16 protein-coding genes and 1 pseudogene are annotated in these 17,199 nt (G+C 64.2%); 5 read left to right on the top strand and 12 right to left on the bottom strand.

Annotated elements, in window-relative coordinates; all coding sequences use genetic code 11:
• Nucleotides 1-23 precede the first annotated feature (23 nt).
• A complete protein-coding gene (locus tag ABE493_RS07050) occupies nucleotides 24-629 on the top strand; it encodes an alpha-ketoglutarate-dependent dioxygenase AlkB family protein (RefSeq protein ID WP_346498231.1) in 606 nt (201 codons plus the stop codon).
• Here the strand turns inward: ABE493_RS07050 and ABE493_RS07045 are convergent.
• The 4 genes from ABE493_RS07045 to ABE493_RS07030 are packed head-to-tail and all read right to left on the bottom strand — an operon-like array spanning nucleotide 583 to nucleotide 4,081.
• Nucleotides 583-1,230 carry an ABC-type transport auxiliary lipoprotein family protein gene (locus ABE493_RS07045; protein ID WP_346498230.1) on the bottom strand — a complete coding sequence of 216 codons (648 nt, stop codon included), beginning with the start codon at nucleotides 1,228-1,230 and terminating at the stop codon, nucleotides 583-585. The two genes, ABE493_RS07050 and ABE493_RS07045, sit on opposite strands and share 47 nt — an antisense overlap.
• A complete protein-coding gene (locus tag ABE493_RS07040; protein WP_346498229.1) occupies nucleotides 1,227-2,153 on the bottom strand; it encodes an MlaD family protein in 927 nt (308 codons plus the stop codon). Before ABE493_RS07040 ends, ABE493_RS07045 begins: the two co-directional genes overlap by 4 nt.
• Before the next feature lies 1 nt (nucleotide 2,154).
• Nucleotides 2,155-2,964, bottom strand: coding sequence for an ABC transporter ATP-binding protein (locus tag ABE493_RS07035; protein ID WP_346498228.1), 810 nt, complete (start codon nucleotides 2,962-2,964; stop codon nucleotides 2,155-2,157).
• Between the two features lie 4 nt (nucleotides 2,965-2,968).
• Complete coding sequence (locus tag ABE493_RS07030) at nucleotides 2,969-4,081, bottom strand: ABC transporter permease (RefSeq protein ID WP_346498227.1); 1,113 nt, start codon at nucleotides 4,079-4,081, stop codon at nucleotides 2,969-2,971.
• A gap of 83 nt (nucleotides 4,082-4,164) precedes the next feature.
• On the opposite strand from ABE493_RS07030, the gene ABE493_RS07025 reads away from it, so the two are divergent.
• Nucleotides 4,165-5,436, top strand: a complete 1,272-nt coding sequence (locus tag ABE493_RS07025; protein ID WP_346498226.1) for a threonine/serine ThrE exporter family protein — start codon at nucleotides 4,165-4,167, stop codon at nucleotides 5,434-5,436.
• A gap of 282 nt (nucleotides 5,437-5,718) precedes the next feature.
• Here ABE493_RS07025 and ABE493_RS07020 read toward each other — a convergent pair.
• The 3 genes and pseudogenes from ABE493_RS07020 to ABE493_RS07010 all read right to left on the bottom strand — a co-directional run.
• A pseudogene (locus tag ABE493_RS07020) lies at nucleotides 5,719-6,096 on the bottom strand (H-NS family nucleoid-associated regulatory protein); the annotation flags it as partial.
• A gap of 163 nt (nucleotides 6,097-6,259) precedes the next feature.
• The gene (locus ABE493_RS07015; RefSeq protein WP_346498225.1) at nucleotides 6,260-7,954 is read right to left on the bottom strand and encodes a proline--tRNA ligase; all 1,695 of its coding nucleotides are present in this window, start codon (nucleotides 7,952-7,954) and stop codon (nucleotides 6,260-6,262) included.
• Between the two features lie 584 nt (nucleotides 7,955-8,538).
• Nucleotides 8,539-8,928, bottom strand: coding sequence for a DUF4124 domain-containing protein (locus ABE493_RS07010; RefSeq protein WP_346498224.1), 390 nt, complete (start codon nucleotides 8,926-8,928; stop codon nucleotides 8,539-8,541).
• 82 nt (nucleotides 8,929-9,010) lie between these two features.
• On the opposite strand from ABE493_RS07010, the gene pssA reads away from it, so the two are divergent.
• Genes pssA through rimI form a run of 3 tightly spaced genes read left to right on the top strand, consistent with a single transcriptional unit; the run spans nucleotide 9,011 to nucleotide 10,751 of the window.
• On the top strand, nucleotides 9,011-9,790 hold the full coding sequence (pssA, locus tag ABE493_RS07005) for a CDP-diacylglycerol--serine O-phosphatidyltransferase (protein ID WP_346498299.1): 780 nt from the start codon (nucleotides 9,011-9,013) through the stop codon (nucleotides 9,788-9,790).
• Between the two features lie 56 nt (nucleotides 9,791-9,846).
• The gene (locus tag ABE493_RS07000; protein ID WP_346498298.1) at nucleotides 9,847-10,269 is read left to right on the top strand and encodes an alanine acetyltransferase; all 423 of its coding nucleotides are present in this window, start codon (nucleotides 9,847-9,849) and stop codon (nucleotides 10,267-10,269) included.
• Complete coding sequence (gene rimI, locus ABE493_RS06995; RefSeq protein ID WP_346498223.1) at nucleotides 10,266-10,751, top strand: ribosomal protein S18-alanine N-acetyltransferase; 486 nt, start codon at nucleotides 10,266-10,268, stop codon at nucleotides 10,749-10,751. Before ABE493_RS07000 ends, rimI begins: the two co-directional genes overlap by 4 nt.
• Nucleotides 10,752-10,774: 23 nt before the next feature.
• Here rimI and ABE493_RS06990 read toward each other — a convergent pair whose 3' ends face one another.
• The 5 genes from ABE493_RS06990 to ABE493_RS06970 form a co-directional block, all read right to left on the bottom strand.
• Nucleotides 10,775-11,599 carry an EamA family transporter gene (locus ABE493_RS06990; protein ID WP_346498222.1) on the bottom strand — a complete coding sequence of 275 codons (825 nt, stop codon included), beginning with the start codon at nucleotides 11,597-11,599 and terminating at the stop codon, nucleotides 10,775-10,777.
• A 452-nt stretch (nucleotides 11,600-12,051) separates the two neighbouring features.
• Nucleotides 12,052-14,877 (bottom strand): valine--tRNA ligase, encoded by a 2,826-nt coding sequence (locus ABE493_RS06985; RefSeq protein ID WP_346498221.1) that lies wholly within the window; start codon nucleotides 14,875-14,877, stop codon nucleotides 12,052-12,054.
• A 30-nt stretch (nucleotides 14,878-14,907) separates the two neighbouring features.
• Nucleotides 14,908-15,096 (bottom strand): YqaE/Pmp3 family membrane protein, encoded by a 189-nt coding sequence (locus ABE493_RS06980; RefSeq protein WP_057627321.1) that lies wholly within the window; start codon nucleotides 15,094-15,096, stop codon nucleotides 14,908-14,910.
• Nucleotides 15,097-15,108: 12 nt separating this feature from the next.
• Nucleotides 15,109-15,534 (bottom strand): DNA polymerase III subunit chi, encoded by a 426-nt coding sequence (locus tag ABE493_RS06975; RefSeq protein WP_346498297.1) that lies wholly within the window; start codon nucleotides 15,532-15,534, stop codon nucleotides 15,109-15,111.
• Nucleotides 15,535-15,634: 100 nt separating this feature from the next.
• The gene (locus tag ABE493_RS06970; protein WP_346498220.1) at nucleotides 15,635-17,107 is read right to left on the bottom strand and encodes a leucyl aminopeptidase; all 1,473 of its coding nucleotides are present in this window, start codon (nucleotides 17,105-17,107) and stop codon (nucleotides 15,635-15,637) included.
• Nucleotides 17,108-17,199 lie beyond the last annotated feature (92 nt).

Here is a 17,199-nt window from a genome sequence, read left to right as displayed (position 1 = left end):
GCGTGGCTGCCCCGCATCGCGCAATGTTGTTTCCCGATACATCGGCCTTGACGGACGTCCAGCATCTTCCCGGCTGGCTACCTGCAGCGCAGGCGGATGCCTTGTTGCTGGCCTTGCACACGCAGGTTGCCTGGGAAATCCACCGCATCCGCATGTTTGGGCGCTGGCTGGATTCGCCGCGCCTGAGTTGCTGGATGGGCGATGCGGATGCTCACTATCGCTATTCGGGGGCGGATTTCATTCCGCATCCGTGGGTGCCGGCAGTAAATGAACTGCGCGAGCGGCTGCAGCAGGCCTGTGATGCGCGCTTCAACAGCGTGCTGCTGAACCGCTACCGCGATGGCCGCGACAGCATGGGCTGGCATAGCGATGACGAGCCCGAGTTGGGGCCGACGCCGCTGATCGCCTCGCTGAGCCTGGGCGCTGAGCGCCGCTTTCTACTGCGTCGCCGCGATGACCCCGCACGCAAGCTCGAATACCGGCTCGGTCACGGCGATCTGTTGCTGATGCGCGGGGATTGCCAGCGCGACTACCAGCATGCCTTGCCGAAAACCGCGCGGGTGGCTGGCGAGCGTATCAACCTCACTTTCCGCCAGGTCGCTGCTGTGCCGCGTCGCGCTGGCCGTTGAGCAGGGTCCAGCCGATCAGCTCGGTGGCGGTCTTGTCCAGCGCGGTTTCAAAGGCGCTGGCGACGCTGCCGATATCGGTGGAGGTGGCAGGTTCGGCGACGATGAAGGTGCGTGCTGCGACCACGCGCTGGTCCAGGCTGTAGATCAGCTTGGCGTTGAGTTCGATGGTGGCCGAGGGCAGCTCACCGCCGCGGTAGTCCGATTCAAAGCGGCGCAGGTCGGTGGTCAGCTTGTAATCGGAGCGGATGCCGGTGGCAATGCGCGCAACGGCATCGATCCGGCCGGAATCTTCAAAGCCGCGCAGCAAGGTGTCTTCCAGCATGTCGGTGGCCGGCTGCGACCAGGTGGCACCGCGGTAGACCTCCAGCTCACCCGGCGTTGGCCGCACGTTGATGCGCGGGCTGTCGATCAGGCGCGCGGCGCTGGGCTTGGCGATGGCCAGCTGCCAGTTGACCTGCGGCCATGATGGATCGGCCTGTACCCGCACCTGTGGCGCATAGATGGTGGTGGACTGGCGGTCGCCGCCAGCCAGCACCGAGCAGCCGGCCAGCGCCAGCAGGCAGGCCGGGGCGAGCAGCTTGAGCATCGTGATGGGCTTCATTTGGGTTCGAACTCCTTCGGGGCGTCGCGACCGAGCAGGTAGCGCGCCGGGTTGTTCTCCAGCCGGTCACTGACCCGGCGCAGGTCGCGGATCAGGCCGCGCAGTTCGGTCAGGGTCGGGCCGAGCTGGGCCAGGCCATCGTTGGCAAAGCTGTTGATCGCTGCGCGGTTCTCGCCAAGGATGGCGTCGGCATTGCCGGCGGCCGAGTCGAGCTTGGCCAGGCTGGTGTCCAGTTTGTCCATCGTTGCCGGCAGTTCCCGCAACACGTTCTCGTCCAGGTTCTTGATCGCACCATTGGCGCTGCCGAGGGTGACGTTGAGGTTGCGCGCCGCGTCGCGGGCTTCCACCAGCAAGGCCTGTGTACCTTCGTCGCGGTCCGCCAGGCCGCCGCTGATGGTTTCCAGGTGGGCCAGCGTGGTGGTGATCTTGCGGACGTTCTCATCGCTGAGTAGTTCGTCCATGCGCTCGACCACGCGGTTGGCCACGTCGGTGATGTTCTGCAGGGCCGAGGGCGCAGCGGCGATGGTCGGCACCGGTTCCTTGCTCACTGCGGTAAGCGCAGCGGCCTGCGGGCTGCCGCCGCTGAGCTGGATGATCGATGGCCCGGTCAGGCTGGTGATGGCCATTTTTGCGCGGGTGTCGGTCTTGACCGGAGTGGTGGAATTGAGCCGCAGCTTGGCAACGACTTTGCGCGGGTCATCCGGGGCCAGGGTCAGCTCGGTGATCGAGCCGACCGCGATGCCGTTGTATTGCACCGGGCTGCCAACCGACAAACCGGTCACTGCTTCGGTGAACACCACCTGGTATTCCTGCCAGGTGCGATCGGACGAATATTTGGCGGCCCACAACCCGAACGCCAGCAGGGCAATGCCGGCAAGCAGGGTGAAGGCGCCGATCAGGACGTAATTGGCTTTGGTTTCCATATCAAGCAGGCTCGTGCTGGAGGCCGCGCGCGGCGCGGGCGCGGGGGCCGTGGAAGTACTCGCGTATCCACGGATGGTCGAGTTGTTCGATCTCGGGCAAGGGAGCGTTGGCGATGACCTTGTTGTCGGCCAGCACCGCGACGCGGTCGCAGATGGCGTAAAGCGTGTCCAGGTCGTGGGTGATCAGGAAAACGGTCAGGCCCAGTGCTTCCTGCAGGGTCTTGATCAGGCGGTCGAAGGCGGCCGCGCCGATTGGATCGAGCCCGGCGGTCGGTTCATCCAGAAACAGCAATGGCGGATCCAGCGCCAGCGCACGCGCCAAGCCGGCGCGTTTGCGCATGCCACCGGACAGCTGCGAAGGCAGCTTGTTGATGGCGTCGGCAGGCAGGCCGGCCAGCTTCACTTTCAGCAGGGCCAGTTCGTAATGCCAGCGTTCGCTGAGTTCGGGATGATGTTCCTTGAGCGGCACCTGCACGTTCTCGCCCACCGTCAGCGAGGAGAACAGGGCGCCGTCCTGGAACAGAACACCGGTGTTGCGCTCGATGCGCAGGCGGTCGTCTGGGTTGCCCGAGCGCGCATCCACGCCGAGTACTTCAATCTGCCCGGCATCGGGCGTGCGCAGGCCGAGGATGGAGCGCATCAACACCGATTTGCCGGTGCCCGAACCGCCAACCACGCCGAGAATTTCGCCACGGCGCACATCCAGGTCCAGGCCATCGTGCACGGTCTGGCTGCCGAAACGGTTGACCAGTCCGCGCAAGCGGATGGCCAGTTCGGTGTCTTCAACGGTGGTGGCTTGCGGGGTGTTCATCGGCTCACCAACCCATGTGCATGAACCACAACGCGGCCAGCGCGTCGAGGATGATGACCAGCGAGATGGTCTGCACCACGCTGGAAGTGGTGCGTTCGCCGACCGATTGTGCGGTGCCTTCCACCTTCAAGCCTTCCAGGCAGCCGATCAGGGCGATGATCAATGCAAATACCGGCGCCTTGGACAGGCCAACCAGCATGTGCCGCACCTCGATGGTGTCGTGCATGCGCGCCAGATACATCTGCGGCGGAATATCCAGGTCGAACGCGCCAACGGTGACGCCACCGGCCAGGCCGGCGATCATCGCCACGAAGGTGAGCAGGGGCAGCATGATCAGCAGCGCGACCACGCGCGGCAGCACCAGCAGGTCGATCGGGTCCAGGCCAAGGGTCTGGATGGCGTCGATTTCCTCGCGCGCCTTCATCGCGCCAATCTGCGCGGTGAAGGCGCTGGCGGTGCGCCCGGCCAGCACGATGGCGGTAAGCAGCACCGCGAACTCGCGCAGGAAGGCAATCGAGACCAGCTCCACCACATAGATCTCCGCACCGAAGTCGCGCAGGATGGTGGAGCCTAGGAAGGCAATCACCGCGCCCACCAGGTACGACAGCAGCGCCACCAGCGGCACTGCGTTCAGGCCAACTTCTTCCATCTGGTTGACCGCCGCGGTCAGCCGGAAGCGACGCGGTTGGCGGATCAGGCGCGCCAGCTTGCTCAGGTTTTCGCCGAGGAAGTTGACCAGCACCACGATGTTGCCGGCAATGGCGTACACCGAGCGGCCCAGTCGATCCAGCGCGGCGGCTACGCCGTAATCGCGCTGCGGCTTGGGGCGCTCGTCGGCAACTTCCTCGATGGTGCAGACCAGCGCCTGGTGATCGTCACGGAACTGCAGCGCATCATCGGGCAGGCCCAGCTTGTGCGCGTAGCGCAGCAACAGCAGCACCCCGGCCGAATCCAGCCGATCAATGGCGCGTGCATCGATACCGGTCACCGTCCCGGTCTGCGCATGCAATACCTCGCCCGAGCGCAATGCAGTGGCCAAGGTCCAGTTGCCGGAAAGCCTGAGCAGGCCATCCGCATCGGGAGGAAGTACGCAGTCGGGTGGGGGAATGTCTTTCATGGTGACCATTGACTGCGGAGAATAACCTGTCCGTCCTTCAACCCGGATGAGTATTTCATCCGCTTCAGGTGATACTAACGGCCATGTCTGCCGAAACCCTTGCCGCTGCCCCGGCCACTGCTTCCAATCGGGCCACCTATGCGCAACGTGTGGCCTTCGTTTCGGAGATGGCTGGGCGGCTGCACAGCTATGGCACAACCGCCCAGCGCCTGGAGGCGGCCGTGGTGGCCTTGGCGCAGCAGCTGGATCTGGATTGCGAGCCGTGGTCGAACCCGACCGGTTTGATTCTGAGTTTCAGCGACCCGACCCGAGCGATTGGTTCCAGTGACATCACCCGCGTGATCCGCCTGGGGCCGGGCGATACCAATCTGCACAAGCTGGCCATGGCCGACCAGATCGCCGATGCGGTGGCGGCCGGGCAGATGTCCATCGCCCAAGGCCACACCGCGCTGCGCCAGCTCGACAAGGATGGCGGCCTGCGCAGCAAGATCCAGCTGCTGGCCTCCTTCACCCTGGGCTCGGCCGGCGTCGCCGGTCTGTGGCGGCTGCCGTGGCTGGATATTGCCACCGCAGGTATTACCGGTCTGCTGATCGGCCTGATGCTGTTCTATACCGACCGGCGGGTGGCGACGCGGGAGGCCGGTGAGGCCCTGGCGGCGTTGCTGGCCGGTTTCGTCGCGGTGCTGGTGGCCAGTTTCATCGGCCCCTTGAATCTGAATTCCACCATCATCGCGTCGCTGGTGGTGCTGCTGCCCGGCATGGCGCTGACCAACTCGGTCAATGAACTGGCCAGCGGGCATTGGGTGTCGGGCACGGCGCGGTTCGCCGGTGCGCTGACCACCATCATGAAGCTCACGGTGGGCGCGATGATCGCCGTCACCATCGCCAATTCCATCGGTCTGGAACCGGTTATCCGCGCCTCGCGGCCGCAATCCAACTGGGTGGAATGGGGCTCGGTGCTGGTGGCCTCGTTTGCTTTCGCCATGTTGTTCCGGGCCAGCAGACGCGACTACGTGTGGGTGATGGCGGCATCGGTGGCCGGCTACGCCATTTCCCGCTATGGCGGCCAGTTATGGGGCGCGCCAGCGGGTATTTTTCTGGCGGCGATGGCGGTGACTGCCGCCGGCAATCTGTTCGGGCGCATCGTGCAGCGGCCGGGGGCGATCATCCGCTTGCCGGGCATCATCATGCTGGTGCCCGGCAGCACCAGCCTGCGCGGGGTGCTGAGGTTGATCCAGCAGCAGAACGTGAATGCCGGTGAGTCGGCATTGTTGACCGTGGTCAACGTGGTGATGGCGCTGGTGGCCGGGCTGCTGTTCGGCAATCTGCTGGTGCCAGCGCGCAAGAATCTTTAGGTCAGATGCGTCTGCAGGCCAGTAAAGGCGTTGATTGGAGCTGAAATGCGGTTCGTATTGGCAATGTCGCTTTTTTGTGGGAGCGGCGTAAGCCGCGAAGCTGGTATTGCTCAAGGCTTTGGCGCCTGCGTCATCTGACGATGTGGCTGCTTCGCGGCTTACGCCGCTCCCACAAAAAATCCGATGCCAGAGCGCTGGCATCGGATTTCCTAGTGACTCAATTACTTGACCAGGCAGCATTACCGCAGCTGCCAGTTTGTAATCGATATTCCAGATTGATTACTTCTGGATCAGGAAATCTTCAACCTTGCGGCCTGCCTTGGTGTATTCGGCCAGCCAGCGCGGCTGCTTGCCACGGCCGGTCCAGGTTTCAGCGGCATTGGCCGGGTTGCGGTACTTCGGCTCAACCTTGGGCAGCTTGCGGCCGGTTTTGGCAGCGCCCTTGCTGGCCTTGGCGCCACGCGGGGCCTTTACTGCAACGGCGGCGCCGGTGCCGAACAGCTCTTCGACGGTGTAACCAGCCTTCTTGGCGGCAGCGGCAACCAGGGCACGGGCCTTGGCAATCGGCTGGCGCTTGGCGACAACGGTCTTGCGCTTCTGTGCGTCGCGGATCAACACGGCCAGTTCTTTGGCCGACAGCTGGGACAGATCGATACTCATCGAATAACTACTCCGGATAATGGGTTTGGGGGTGAATGCCATTCCGTGGCAGCGCGGCAAAGCATACCGGGCCGGTTACGGGAATGACAGATAAATACCGTTTTCCATGTTATCCGCAAATGAAAACGCCGGGACAATGCCCCGGCGTTTCAAGTCACCAGATTCAGCCGGTAATCCTGCTGATCGCGGTTGCCTGATCCAGATTTTCCGCTTCGCTGGCGCTGCGTGCGCGGTATTCCACGGTGCCAGCGGCCAGGCCGCGTTCGGATACCACGATGCGGTGCGGAATGCCGATCAGTTCCATATCGGCAAACATCTGGCCCGGGCGCAGGCCGCGGTCATCCAGCGCGGCGTCCACACCAGCGGCCTGCAGCTGGACCAGCAAGGCTTCGGCGGCGGCGGTTACGGTCGGGTCCTGCTTCGGGTTGATCATGCAGACAACCGCTTGCCACGGCGCCATGCTCACCGGCCAGATAATGCCAACCTCATCATGGTTCTGCTCGATGGCCGCAGCGACGATGCGCGACACACCAATGCCATAACAGCCCATCGCCATCACCGCAGCCTTGCCGTTCTGGTCCAGCACGGTGGCCTTCAATGCCTGCGCATATTGGCGGCCCAGCTGGAATACGTGGCCGACTTCGATACCACGGGTAATCTTCAGCTCACCACCGTCGCGCGCGCGGTCACCGGCCTTGACGTTGCGGATATCGGCAACCTCCGGCTCGGCCAGGTCGCGGCCCCAATTGACGCCGGCAATATGCAGACCTTTCTCATTGGCGCCGACCACAAAATCCGCCATTGCCGCCACTTCACGGTCAGCCACCACGCGGATGGGCTTGCGCGGATTCAAGGGGCCGAGGAAACCCGGCTCGCTGCCCAGATAATCGGCAATCTCCGCTTCGCTGGCCATGCGGTAATCGTTGAGGCCAGCCACCTTGGCCAATTTGATTTCATTGATTTCGTGGTCGCCACGTACCAGTGCCAGCACGAACTGATTATCCGTGCTCATTACCGCGACTGATTTGACCGTGCGCAGCAGGGCGATGCCCATCAGCGCGGCCACTTCTTCACAGGTTTTCTGGGTGGGGGTATCGATCTTGCGCAGGGCCTCACTGGCGCCGGTGCGTGCAGCCGGGTCGGCGGCGATGGCCGCTTCCACGTTGGCGGCGTAATCCGAGCCGGTGGAGAACACCAGCGCGTCTTCACCGGAATCGGCGATCACGTGGAATTCCTGCGAGGCGTCGCCACCAATAGCGCCGGAATCGGCTTGCACAGCGCGGAATTCCAGACCCAGGCGGGTGAAGATGCGGGTGTAGGCGGCCTTCATGTTTTCGTATTCGGCGACCAGGCTGGCGTCGTCCAGATGGAAGGAATAGGCATCCTTCATCAGAAACTCGCGCGAGCGCATGACGCCGAAACGCGGGCGGATTTCGTCGCGGAACTTGGTCTGCACCTGGTAGAAATTGACCGGCAGCTGCTTGTAGCTGGACAGCTCCTGGCGCGCGAAGTCGGTAATGGCTTCCTCGGCGGTGGGGCTGTAGCAGTATTCCTGCTCCTTGCGGTCCTTGATTTTCAGCAGCTGGCCGCCGAATTTTTCCCAACGGCCGGTTTCTTCCCACAGTTCCTTGGGCTGGATGGTCGGCAGCTGCAGTTCCACCGCGCCAGCGCGATTCATTTCCTCGCGGACGATGGCTTCCACCTTGCGCAACACACGCAGGCCCAGCGGCGACCAGGTGTACAGGCCCGACGCCAGCTTGCGGATCATGCCCGCGCGCAGCATCAGCCGGTGGCTGACCAGCTCGGCGTCGGCAGGGGTTTCCTTGGTGGTGTGCAGGTGGAAACGGGAAAGGCGCATGGCAGGGGGCTTCGCAGAACGGACGATCCGCTATTTTGCCAGCCTTGCAGGCCCCTGCGTACCGCTGCGATCAGGTCAGGGTAGTGGCAAGGGGAGGGAACGCGCTGTGGGAGCGGCGTAAGCCGCGAAGCGGGGTGTTTCGGAAAGGCCTCAAAAACCAACCCCTCCCCAGCCCTCCCCTTGGCCTGCGGCCAAAGGGAGGGAGCAAGGCTGTAGGAGCGGCGTAAGCCGCGAAGCCCGGAATACAGAAAGGCCCCGAAAGCCAACCCCTCCCCAACCCTCCCCTTGGCCTGCGGCCAAGGGGAGGGAGCAAAGCTGGGGCAAAGCGGTGGGAGCGGCGTAAGCCGCGAAGCCGGGAATACGGAAGAACCTCAAAAACTAACCCTTCCCAATCTTCCTTTGGCTTGAAGACAAAGGAGAAAACCCGCGAAGCCAGCCGATCCAGGTTGCCGGAAGTGTTGGCAATTGCAGGGATTATGAGCTTCGCGGCTTACGCCGCTCCCACAGCCCCACAGTCCCACAACCTGATCGTCCAGCAACCTTCAAACCCGCAAAAAGTCAGCATCCGGCAATTGCCGGACGGCTTAACTCTTCGGCGCCGGCTTGCAATAAGCCGCCGCTGCCGCCTCGGCCAGCCGCTTCTGTGCGTCGCGCTGGGCGTCATCCAGGGGGGCATCGGGTTTGCCGTCGCCGTCGGTGTCGTGCAGCACCGGGCCGCTGCCGTTCAGCAGATCAAGGTTTTTGCGCGCACCCAGGCATTGCTCCGATTCGGCAGCTTCAGCCGTTGCCGCCGGTTCGGCGATCGACGCGCCGCTGGTGGTGATGCGGCGGGTTTCGTACGGCTTGCCGGCCGGTGGCCGTTCCGAGTACTGGGTGACGCCATTGGCGTCCTTCCACTTGTACAGATTGCCGGCGTGGGCGCCGGCGGCGGCTGTGAGCACGAGCAGGCAGCAGAGGCGAGACAGGGCGAGCATGGCAACTCCAGACACCGAAACAGGGCAGGGGGCGATTGCAGCACCCGGTGACGTGGCTGGCAAGTCGATTAAACTGGCCGGTATGGACGAATTGAGACCACCACCCCGTTCGCGCAGCATCTACCTGCTCCCGAACCTGTTTACCACCGCCGGCCTGTTTGCCGGCTTCTACGCGATCATCGCCGCTTCCAACGGGCAGTTCGTCAACGCCAGCATTGCCGTGTTCGTGGCGGCGGTGATGGATGGGCTGGATGGCCGGGTTGCGCGTTTGACCGGCACCAGCAGCGAATTCGGCGTGCAATACGACTCCCTGGCCGATCTGGTCAGCTTCGGCATGGCGCCGGCGCTGGTCATGTATCACTGGGCCCTGTCTTCCCTGAAGTTCGATGGCGACGTGCTGGGCCGGGTTGGCTGGTCGGCAGCGTTTCTCTATGCCGCCTGCGCCGCGCTGCGGCTGGCCCGCTTCAATACCCAGGTGGGAACGGTCGACAAGCGTTGGTTTGTCGGCCTGGCAAGCCCGGCTGCGGCCGGCTTGATGATGTCCTTTGTCTGGGCCTTTGCGGACGGCGAGCTGGGCTGGAACGGCGAGCAGCTGCGCTATGTGGCCTTGGGCGTGACCATCTTGTCCGGCCTGCTGATGGTCAGCCGGATCCGGTTCTGGAGCTTCAAGGGCGGCAGTGAAAAGGGCCCGCGCTCTGAGCGGGTGCCGTTCATGGTGCTGGCGCTGGTACCGATCGTGATTTCTATCGTGGTGCTGGATCCTGCGCGCACCTTGCTGGTGGTCGGCGTGATCTACGCGCTGTCCGGGCCGGTGATGTGGCTGCTGCAACGCTTTCGGCAACCGGCTGGCAAGGTGCAGTGATCGGCTTCTCGCCCGAACCGGTGTGGACCGCGGAGCAGCAGGCATGGCTGCAGGCGATGGGCTATACCGTGTATCTGGAGGGCAGTGCGCTGGACGCACCGCCCGCCGTCGCCACACCGGCGTTTGATGCTCCGGCGCAGGCGGTGAAACGTACGCCGCCGCAGGCAGCGGTGATGAACACACCGGTTGCCGCTGCGCCGCCGCGGGAAACCGCAGCCAAGGCGCCGGAGGCACCCAGTACCGCGCCGGCGCCGGTGTCTGTTGTGGGCGCAACCGGCGGAGCGCGCCGCAGTGGTGGCCTGCGCATGCCCGATCGCCTGCAGATCGCCTTGTTGCGGGCTTCCGGCTGCAACCCGAACGACCCGCAGACGCGGGTTTTGATGGACAGCTGGCCGCTGGCCGAGCTGCGCGCCAATCCGGCGGCCAAGCGTGCCCTGTGGCCGCAGCTGCGGGCATTGCGGCGGAAATCGCGGCAATGAGCACGTTGGGCACAGTCCTGCGTCCCATGTATGACGGGGATCTGGATGCGGTGATGGAGGTGGAACTGCGCGCCTATCCGTTCCCGTGGACGCGCGGCATCTTCCAGGACTGCCTGCGTGCCGATTACCCAAGCCGGGTATTGGTGCAGGACGATGGCATCGTCGGCTACGGCGTGCTCAGCCTCGCCGCCGATGAGGCGCATGTGCTCAACGTCTGTGTTGATCCCTTGTGCCAGTCGCGCGGCCATGGCCGGCGCTTGCTGCGCGAGCTGGTGCGGGTTGCCCGCCAGCGCGGTGCGCTGCGTGTGTTCCTGGAAGTGCGTCCGTCCAATGCTTCGGCCATCGCGCTGTACCACAGCGAAGGGTTCAACGAGATTGGCCGGCGGCCGCGTTATTACCCCACCAGCAACGGGCGAGAAGATGCGCTGGTGATGGCGATGGAGCTGGTGGACGACGACATCAGCGTGATGCCGCCGCTGTAAGCCAGGCTTTCAGGGCGCGCTTGTCAGGCAAGCCGCAGCAGCATTACACCGGCGACGATCAGCACGGCGGCAAGCAGGCGCCGGCGGCTGATGTGTTCTTTCAGCAGCAGCGCCGATATCAACAACGCGAACAGGATCGAGGTTTCGCGCAGCGCTGCGATCACCGCCACCGGCGCAAGCGTCATTGCCGATAGTGCGATCGCATACGAGGCGGTGGTGCCGATGCCGCCGACCAGGCCGAGCTGCCAGTTGCCACGCAGATAACTGTTCAATTGCGCGCGGCGGGCGAACAGCGCCCACAGCGGCAGCGGCAGACCGGATAGCAGAAACAACCACAGCGTGTAGCTCAGGGCATTGCCCGACAATCGCGCGCCCTGCGCGTCGACGAGGGTGTAGGTGGCGATGACCACGGCGATGCACAGCGGCAGGCGGAGGTTGCCGCCCTTGCTGCTGCCGGCCATGCACAGGATGCCGCTGCTGATCAGGGCGATCCCTGCCCAGGCGCTGGCGGGCAGGTGTTCGTTGAACAGCCAGGTGCCGGCGACGGCGACCAGCAGCGGCGCGCAGCCGCGCATCAACGGGTAGGACAGGCTCATGTCGGCGCTGTGGTAGGCGCGGGCGACAAGCACGTAGTAGCCGGTCTGCAGCACGGCGGAGGCAGCAAGCCAAGGCCAGCTTTGTTCTGCAGGTGCTGGCAGCCAGGGCAGGACCATGGCTGACAGCACGGCGGCCCAGCCGGTGACCAAGATGGTGGTCAGCAGTTTGTCGCCACCGAGTTTGACGATGGCGTTCCAACTGGCATGGAGCAGGGCGGCGAACAGGACGGCGCAGAAGATGCCGAGTGACATTTGGATGGGTGTTTTTTGGTGGCTTGTTGAGGGTAGCTGGGATTGAGGGTGTTGGGGTTGTGGGGAGGGGAAGGCAAAAGGCAAAACCAAAAGCCAAGAACAAAGAGCCCCCTCATCCGCCCTGTCGGGCACCTTCTCCCGCGCGCGGGAGAAGGGACTGCAATGATTTTTGCGTTGTGATGGGTTGGCCGCGCGATCACGCTCGAGCCGAAGCCGAAGCCGAAGCCGAAGCCGAAGCCGGAGCCGGAGCCGGAGCGCATAGAGCCGATTGCTCAGTAACCCCGCAGAAGTGCATGGGCGCATTGCGTTCCCTTCTCCCGCTTGCGGGAGAAGGTGCCCGACAGGGCGGATGAGGGGGCTTTTGACTTTGGCTTTCAGCTCTCCGTGTTCAATACGCACAAAAGAAAACGCCGCCCGAAGGCGGCGTTTTCCACAACAGCAATCAGCAGGCCTTACAGCTTCGCGCGCTGCTCCTGCAGACCGGCCAGCTGGCTGTTCCAATCGATAAGCCGCACACGTTCCTGCTCGACCACCGCTGCCGGCACCTTGTCAGTGAACTTGGACAGCTTGACCTCGCTCTTGTCCTTCTCCGAAGAAACGCGGGCGATTTCCTTGTCCAGACGTGCACGCTCGGCATCCAGATCCACCAGGCCTTCCAGCGGCACCAGCAACTTCAGTTCGCCGACAATCGCCGCCGCCGCCGGTGGCGTCACCGCATCAGCCGCCAACCAGTCGATGCTCTCCAGCTTGAGCAGGAAGCGCAGCTGCGAGGCAAAGCGCTCCACGCGTGCACGGTCAGCTTCCTGGCCGCCCTGCAACAACAGACACACCTGCTTGGACGGCGGCACGTTCAACTCGCTGCGCACGCGGCGCAACGCGCTGACCATGCTCTTGAACCACTCCACGTCGACTTCGGCCTGCGCGTAATCGCCGGCAAACTCCGCTGCGGTCGGGTAGGCACGCAGCGACAAGGACGCATCGGTGATGCCCAGGCGCGGTGCCACCTGCTGCCACAGCTGCTCGGTGACGAACGGGGTCAGCGGGTGCAGCAAACGCAGCACCGCTTCCAGTACGTACAGCAGGGTGTGGCGGGTGCTGGCTGCGTCTTCGGCGTTGTCACCGTTGAGCGCCGGCTTGGTCAGTTCCAGGAACCAATCGCAGAACTCGTTCCAGACAAACTCGTACAGCGCCTGCGACAACAGGTCGAAGCGGTAGTCGGCGAAGTGCTGCTGCGCTTCGGCCGAGACCTTGGCCAGACGCGAGAGGATCCACTTTTCGGCATCGGTACGCGGCTGCAGTGCGCCGGTGAAGCTCGCACCCTCGGTGTTCATCAGGGTGAAGCGGCTGGCGTTCCACAGCTTGTTGCAGAAGTTCTTGTAGCCCTCGGCGCGGCTCATGTCGAACTTGATGTCGCGGCCATGCGTAGCCAGCGCGGCGATGGTGAAGCGCAGCGCATCGGCACCGTGGGCGATGATGCCGTCCGGGAATTCGCGGCGCGTGGCCTTCTCGATCTTCTCGGCCATCTTCGGCTGCATCAGGCCATGGGTGCGCTTGGCAACCAGATCGTCGATGGTGATGCCGTCGATGATGTCCAGCGGGTCCAGCACATTGCCCTTGGACTTGGACATCTTCTGGCCCTGACCGTCGCGGATCAGGCCGGTGATGTAGACGTCCTTGAACGGGATCTGGCCGGTGAAGCTGTCGGTGGCCATGATCATGCGCGCCACCCAGAAGAAGATGATGTCGAAGCCGGTGATCAGCACGTTCGACGGCAGGTAGCGCTCAAAGCCGCGCTCGGCCATCGCTGCTTCATTCGGCCAGCCGAGGGTGGAGAACGGCCACAGCTGCGAGGAGAACCAGGTCTCAAGCACGTCGCTGTCCTGGGTCAGCAGCACGTCGTCGCCCAGCCCGGCCTTGGCGCGGGCTTCGGCTTCGTTGCGGCCCACGTAGCAGTTGCCAGCTTCGTCGAACCACGCCGGGATGCGATGGCCCCACCACAGCTGGCGGCTGATGCACCAATCCTGGATGTTCTCCATCCAATGGCGGTAGGTATTGATCCAGTTGCCCGGCACGAACTTGATGGAGCCGTTCTCCACAAGCTCCAGACCGCGCTTGGCCAGCCCGTCCATCTTCACGAACCACTGGTCGGTCAGATACGGCTCGATCACCTGGCCGGTACGGTCGCCGCGCGGCACCTGCAGCTTGTGCGCCTTGGTCTCGACCAGGATGCCCAGGTCTTCCAGCTCGGCCAGGATCACCTTGCGCGCTTCGTAACGGTCCAGCCCTTGGTACTGCTGCGGGGCGTTCTCGTTGAGCGTGGCGGTGGTGGTGAACAGGTTGATCATCGGCAGGCTGTGACGCACGCCCACCTGGTAATCGTTGAAGTCGTGCGCCGGGGTCACCTTGACCACGCCGGTGCCGAACGCCTTGTCGACGTAATCGTCACCGATCACCGGCACGCTGCGGCCGGTCAGCGGCAGGGTCACGCTCTTGCCGATCAGGTGTGCGTAGCGGCCGTCTTCCGGGTGCACCATCACTGCGGTGTCGCCGAGCAGGGTTTCCGGACGGGTGGTGGCCACGACCAGATAGTTGCGGGTCTCGCGCAGGGTTTCGTTGCCGTCGGCGTCCACTTCGACGTGCTCATAGCTGGCACCGTCGTTGAGCGCGTAGGCAATCGACCACATGAAGCCGTCTTCTTCCACGCTCTCCACTTCCAGGTCGGAAATGGCGGTCTTCAGCACCGGGTCCCAGTTGACCAGGCGCTGGCCACGGTAGATCAGGCCCTGCTCGTGCCAGCGGATGAAAGACTCGATCACCGCCTCGCTCGGGCCCGGGTCCATGGTGAAGGTGCTGCGCGACCAGTCGGCCGACGTGCCGAGGCGGCGCATCTGGCCTTCGATCACGTTGCCCGAATGTGCCTTCCACTCCCACACCTTGTCGATGAAGCCATCGCGGCCCAGCGAGTCGCGGGTTTCGCCCTTGCCTTCCATCGCCAGGTTGCGGCTGACCACCATTTCGGTGGCGATGCCGGCGTGGTCGGTACCTACCTGCCACAGCGTGTCGTAGCCACGCATGCGGTGGTAGCGGATCAGCGCGTCCATCAGCGTCTGCTGGAAGGCGTGGCCCATGTGCAGGGTGCCGGTGACATTCGGCGGCGGCAGCAGGATGGTGTACGGCTCGCCCTTGCCGGACGGCTTGAACAGGCCGGCCTTCTCCCACGACTCATAGAGCGCGGTTTCAAAGGATTTGGGGTCGTAGCTGGAGGCGAGTTGGGTCATGCGGGGGAACCGGTAAAAGCGGGAGGGGGATCAGCGGCCGAGTGCGCGCTGGATCTTTTTGTCGGTGTGGTACTGGCTGACGGCATAGGCAGCCCAGATGGCTGCGGGCAGCCAGCCAATCAAGGTGATCTGCAGGATGAGACAGACAATGCCGGAAATCGGGCGGCCAATGGTGAAAAAGGCCAGCCACGGCAGCAGGATGGCAATCAGCAGGCGCATGCGTGTAATCCCTTACATATCGTATTTGTTGAGCGTGTAGTCGGCGGCCTTGTACTGGCGCCAACGCTCACGCAGCGGTTCGCGGGCTTCGGGGTCGGCCGGCACCACTTCCAGCACGCGGTCGCAGCTGCCCAGGTAGGGCTCATCGCGCAGGTTGATGACCAGCGGCCGCTCCGGTGCTTCGGCGCCGGGCGCGGCGATCAGCACGATGGCTTCTTCCTCATCCACGTCCTCACCGATGATCTGGTGCGGAATATAGGCGTCCGGGTCGAACGACCACAGCAGCTCGTCCAGTTCCTCGGCCTGGGCCTGGTCGCGGGCCAGAACCAGCGTGTACAGACCGCCGTCGTTGGCCTTGCGTGCGAGCTCGCACACCAGCTTCAACGGTTCGGTGAGAAAACGCGGCTTGGCGATCAGGTAGAAGTCGGCGCGCATCAGGTCACTAGGAAGTGGAAGGAAGAGGGTGAAACAGCGGGGTCAGCAGGAGCTTGCGCCGGGTACAACCCGGCGCAGGCCCTGTTTTCGACCCTGGCTTTGCTCAGGCAACGCGGTCCAGCAGCCACTGGGTCAGCAGGCCAACCGGGCGACCGGTGGCCATGCCGCGCTTGCCTTCATCGCTGGCAACGCCGGCGATATCCAGGTGCGCCCAGCGCTGGCCTTCGGTGAAGCGCGACAGGAAGCAGCCAGCGGTGATGGCGCCGGCCCAGCGGCCGCCGATGTTGTAGACGTCGGCAAAGCTTGAATCCAGCATGCCCTGGTACTCGTCCCACAGCGGCAGGCGCCAGGCGCGGTCGAACACGTTCTCGCCAGCAGCGGTCAGTTCGTTGGCCAGGTCGTCGTGCTTGCTCATCAGGCCGGCGGTCTGGTGGCCCAGGGCCACCATGCAGGCGCCGGTGAGGGTGGCCACGTCGATCAGGGCGGCCGGCTCGAAACGCTGCGCATAGGTCAGCGCATCGCACAGGATCAAACGGCCTTCGGCGTCGGTATTGCCCACTTCGATGGTCTTGCCCGACATCGAGGTGATCACGTCCGACGGACGGTAAGCATTGCCGTCGATGGCGTTTTCCACCGCCGGCACGACTACAACGAGGTTCAGCGGCAGCTTGGCCTTGACCGTGGCGACAAAGGTGCCGATGACGTTGGCGCCACCGCACATGTCGTACTTCATTTCCTCGATGCCGCCCTGGGTCTTCAGGTTGACGCCGCCGGTATCGAAGGTGATGCCCTTGCCAACCAGCACGTAGGGCTTGGCCTCACCGCCATTGTTCCACTTCAGCACGACAAGCTTGGGGCGGTTGGCCGAACCACGGGCCACGGCCAGCAGCGAGCCCATGCCCAGCGCTTCCATCTGCGCCTCGTCCAGGATCTCGGCTTCGGCGCCGTCATGCTCGGCGGCGAACTTGACCGAGGATTCGGCCAGGTAGGCCGGGGTGCAGTAATTCGGCGGCAGGTTGCCCAGCTCGCGGGCGTATTCCACGCCGGCGGCGATGGCCTGGCCCTGCAGCAGCGCGGTTTCGTCGCTGCTGGCAATGGCCAGCGATTCCAGACCCGGGGCTTCGGGCTTCTTCTTGCCCAGGGTGGCGGTGTAGCGGTAGCTGGCGTGGTTGGCGGTGATCACCGCCTGACGCACCTTCCAGGCGCTGTCGCGGCCGCTGACGTCCAGTTCGTTCAGGGTGAACAGCGCGCTGCGGGTGTTGCCGGCCTTCAGGGCGCGGGCGGCGTCGCCGGCGGCCTTCAGGTACTGCACCACGCCAAACTTGGCCGGGTCGCCCAGGCCAACCACCAGCACGCGCGGAGCGCTGACGCCGGCCAGATCGTGCAGCAAAGTGGTGTTGCCGGTCTTGCCGCCGACATCGCCGCGCTCGATCAGCGCCGCCAAACGGCCTTCAGAGGCCGTATCCAGGGCCTTTGCGGCCGGTGACAGCGTCTTGTCAGAGAAGGCGCCAACAATGACGCAATCCACCTCGGCAGAGGCGGGGGCGGCGTGGTTCAGGGTGAATTCCAGAGACATTGATCAGATTCCGTTGCCAAATCCGTACAATCGCAGGCTGTATACGCGGGGCCATCGAGGCCGGGCGTTCTGCGGACTAAACCGAGAGTTTA

The organism is Stenotrophomonas terrae (assembly GCF_039674165.1).
Lineage (GTDB): Bacteria > Pseudomonadota > Gammaproteobacteria > Xanthomonadales > Xanthomonadaceae > Stenotrophomonas > Stenotrophomonas terrae_A.
The sequence above is the reverse complement of the archived record's forward strand: the minus strand, read 5'-3'. Positions and strand labels throughout refer to the sequence as shown.

What these genes read in the sequence shown, in the direction of transcription:
- ABE493_RS06980 (WP_057627321.1), bottom strand. Translation starts at nt 15,096, where the DNA reads ATGCGCCTGCTGATTGCCATCCTGCTGCCGTGGCTGGCCTTTTTCACC.
- rimI (WP_346498223.1), top strand. Translation starts at nt 10,266, where the DNA reads ATGAGCACGTTGGGCACAGTCCTGCGTCCCATGTATGACGGGGATCTG.
- ABE493_RS06985 (WP_346498221.1), bottom strand. Translation starts at nt 14,877, where the DNA reads ATGACCCAACTCGCCTCCAGCTACGACCCCAAATCCTTTGAAACCGCG.
- ABE493_RS07035 (WP_346498228.1), bottom strand. Translation starts at nt 2,964, where the DNA reads ATGAACACCCCGCAAGCCACCACCGTTGAAGACACCGAACTGGCCATC.
- ABE493_RS06970 (WP_346498220.1), bottom strand. Translation starts at nt 17,107, where the DNA reads ATGTCTCTGGAATTCACCCTGAACCACGCCGCCCCCGCCTCTGCCGAG.
- ABE493_RS06990 (WP_346498222.1), bottom strand. Translation starts at nt 11,599, where the DNA reads ATGTCACTCGGCATCTTCTGCGCCGTCCTGTTCGCCGCCCTGCTCCAT.
- ABE493_RS07015 (WP_346498225.1), bottom strand. Translation starts at nt 7,954, where the DNA reads ATGCGCCTTTCCCGTTTCCACCTGCACACCACCAAGGAAACCCCTGCC.
- pssA (WP_346498299.1), top strand. Translation starts at nt 9,011, where the DNA reads ATGGACGAATTGAGACCACCACCCCGTTCGCGCAGCATCTACCTGCTC.
- ABE493_RS07025 (WP_346498226.1), top strand. Translation starts at nt 4,165, where the DNA reads ATGTCTGCCGAAACCCTTGCCGCTGCCCCGGCCACTGCTTCCAATCGG.
- ABE493_RS07040 (WP_346498229.1), bottom strand. Translation starts at nt 2,153, where the DNA reads ATGGAAACCAAAGCCAATTACGTCCTGATCGGCGCCTTCACCCTGCTT.
- ABE493_RS07050 (WP_346498231.1), top strand. Translation starts at nt 24, where the DNA reads ATGTTGTTTCCCGATACATCGGCCTTGACGGACGTCCAGCATCTTCCC.
- ABE493_RS07000 (WP_346498298.1), top strand. Translation starts at nt 9,847, where the DNA reads ATGGGCTATACCGTGTATCTGGAGGGCAGTGCGCTGGACGCACCGCCC.
- ABE493_RS07010 (WP_346498224.1), bottom strand. Translation starts at nt 8,928, where the DNA reads ATGCTCGCCCTGTCTCGCCTCTGCTGCCTGCTCGTGCTCACAGCCGCC.
- ABE493_RS07030 (WP_346498227.1), bottom strand. Translation starts at nt 4,081, where the DNA reads ATGAAAGACATTCCCCCACCCGACTGCGTACTTCCTCCCGATGCGGAT.
- ABE493_RS07045 (WP_346498230.1), bottom strand. Translation starts at nt 1,230, where the DNA reads ATGAAGCCCATCACGATGCTCAAGCTGCTCGCCCCGGCCTGCCTGCTG.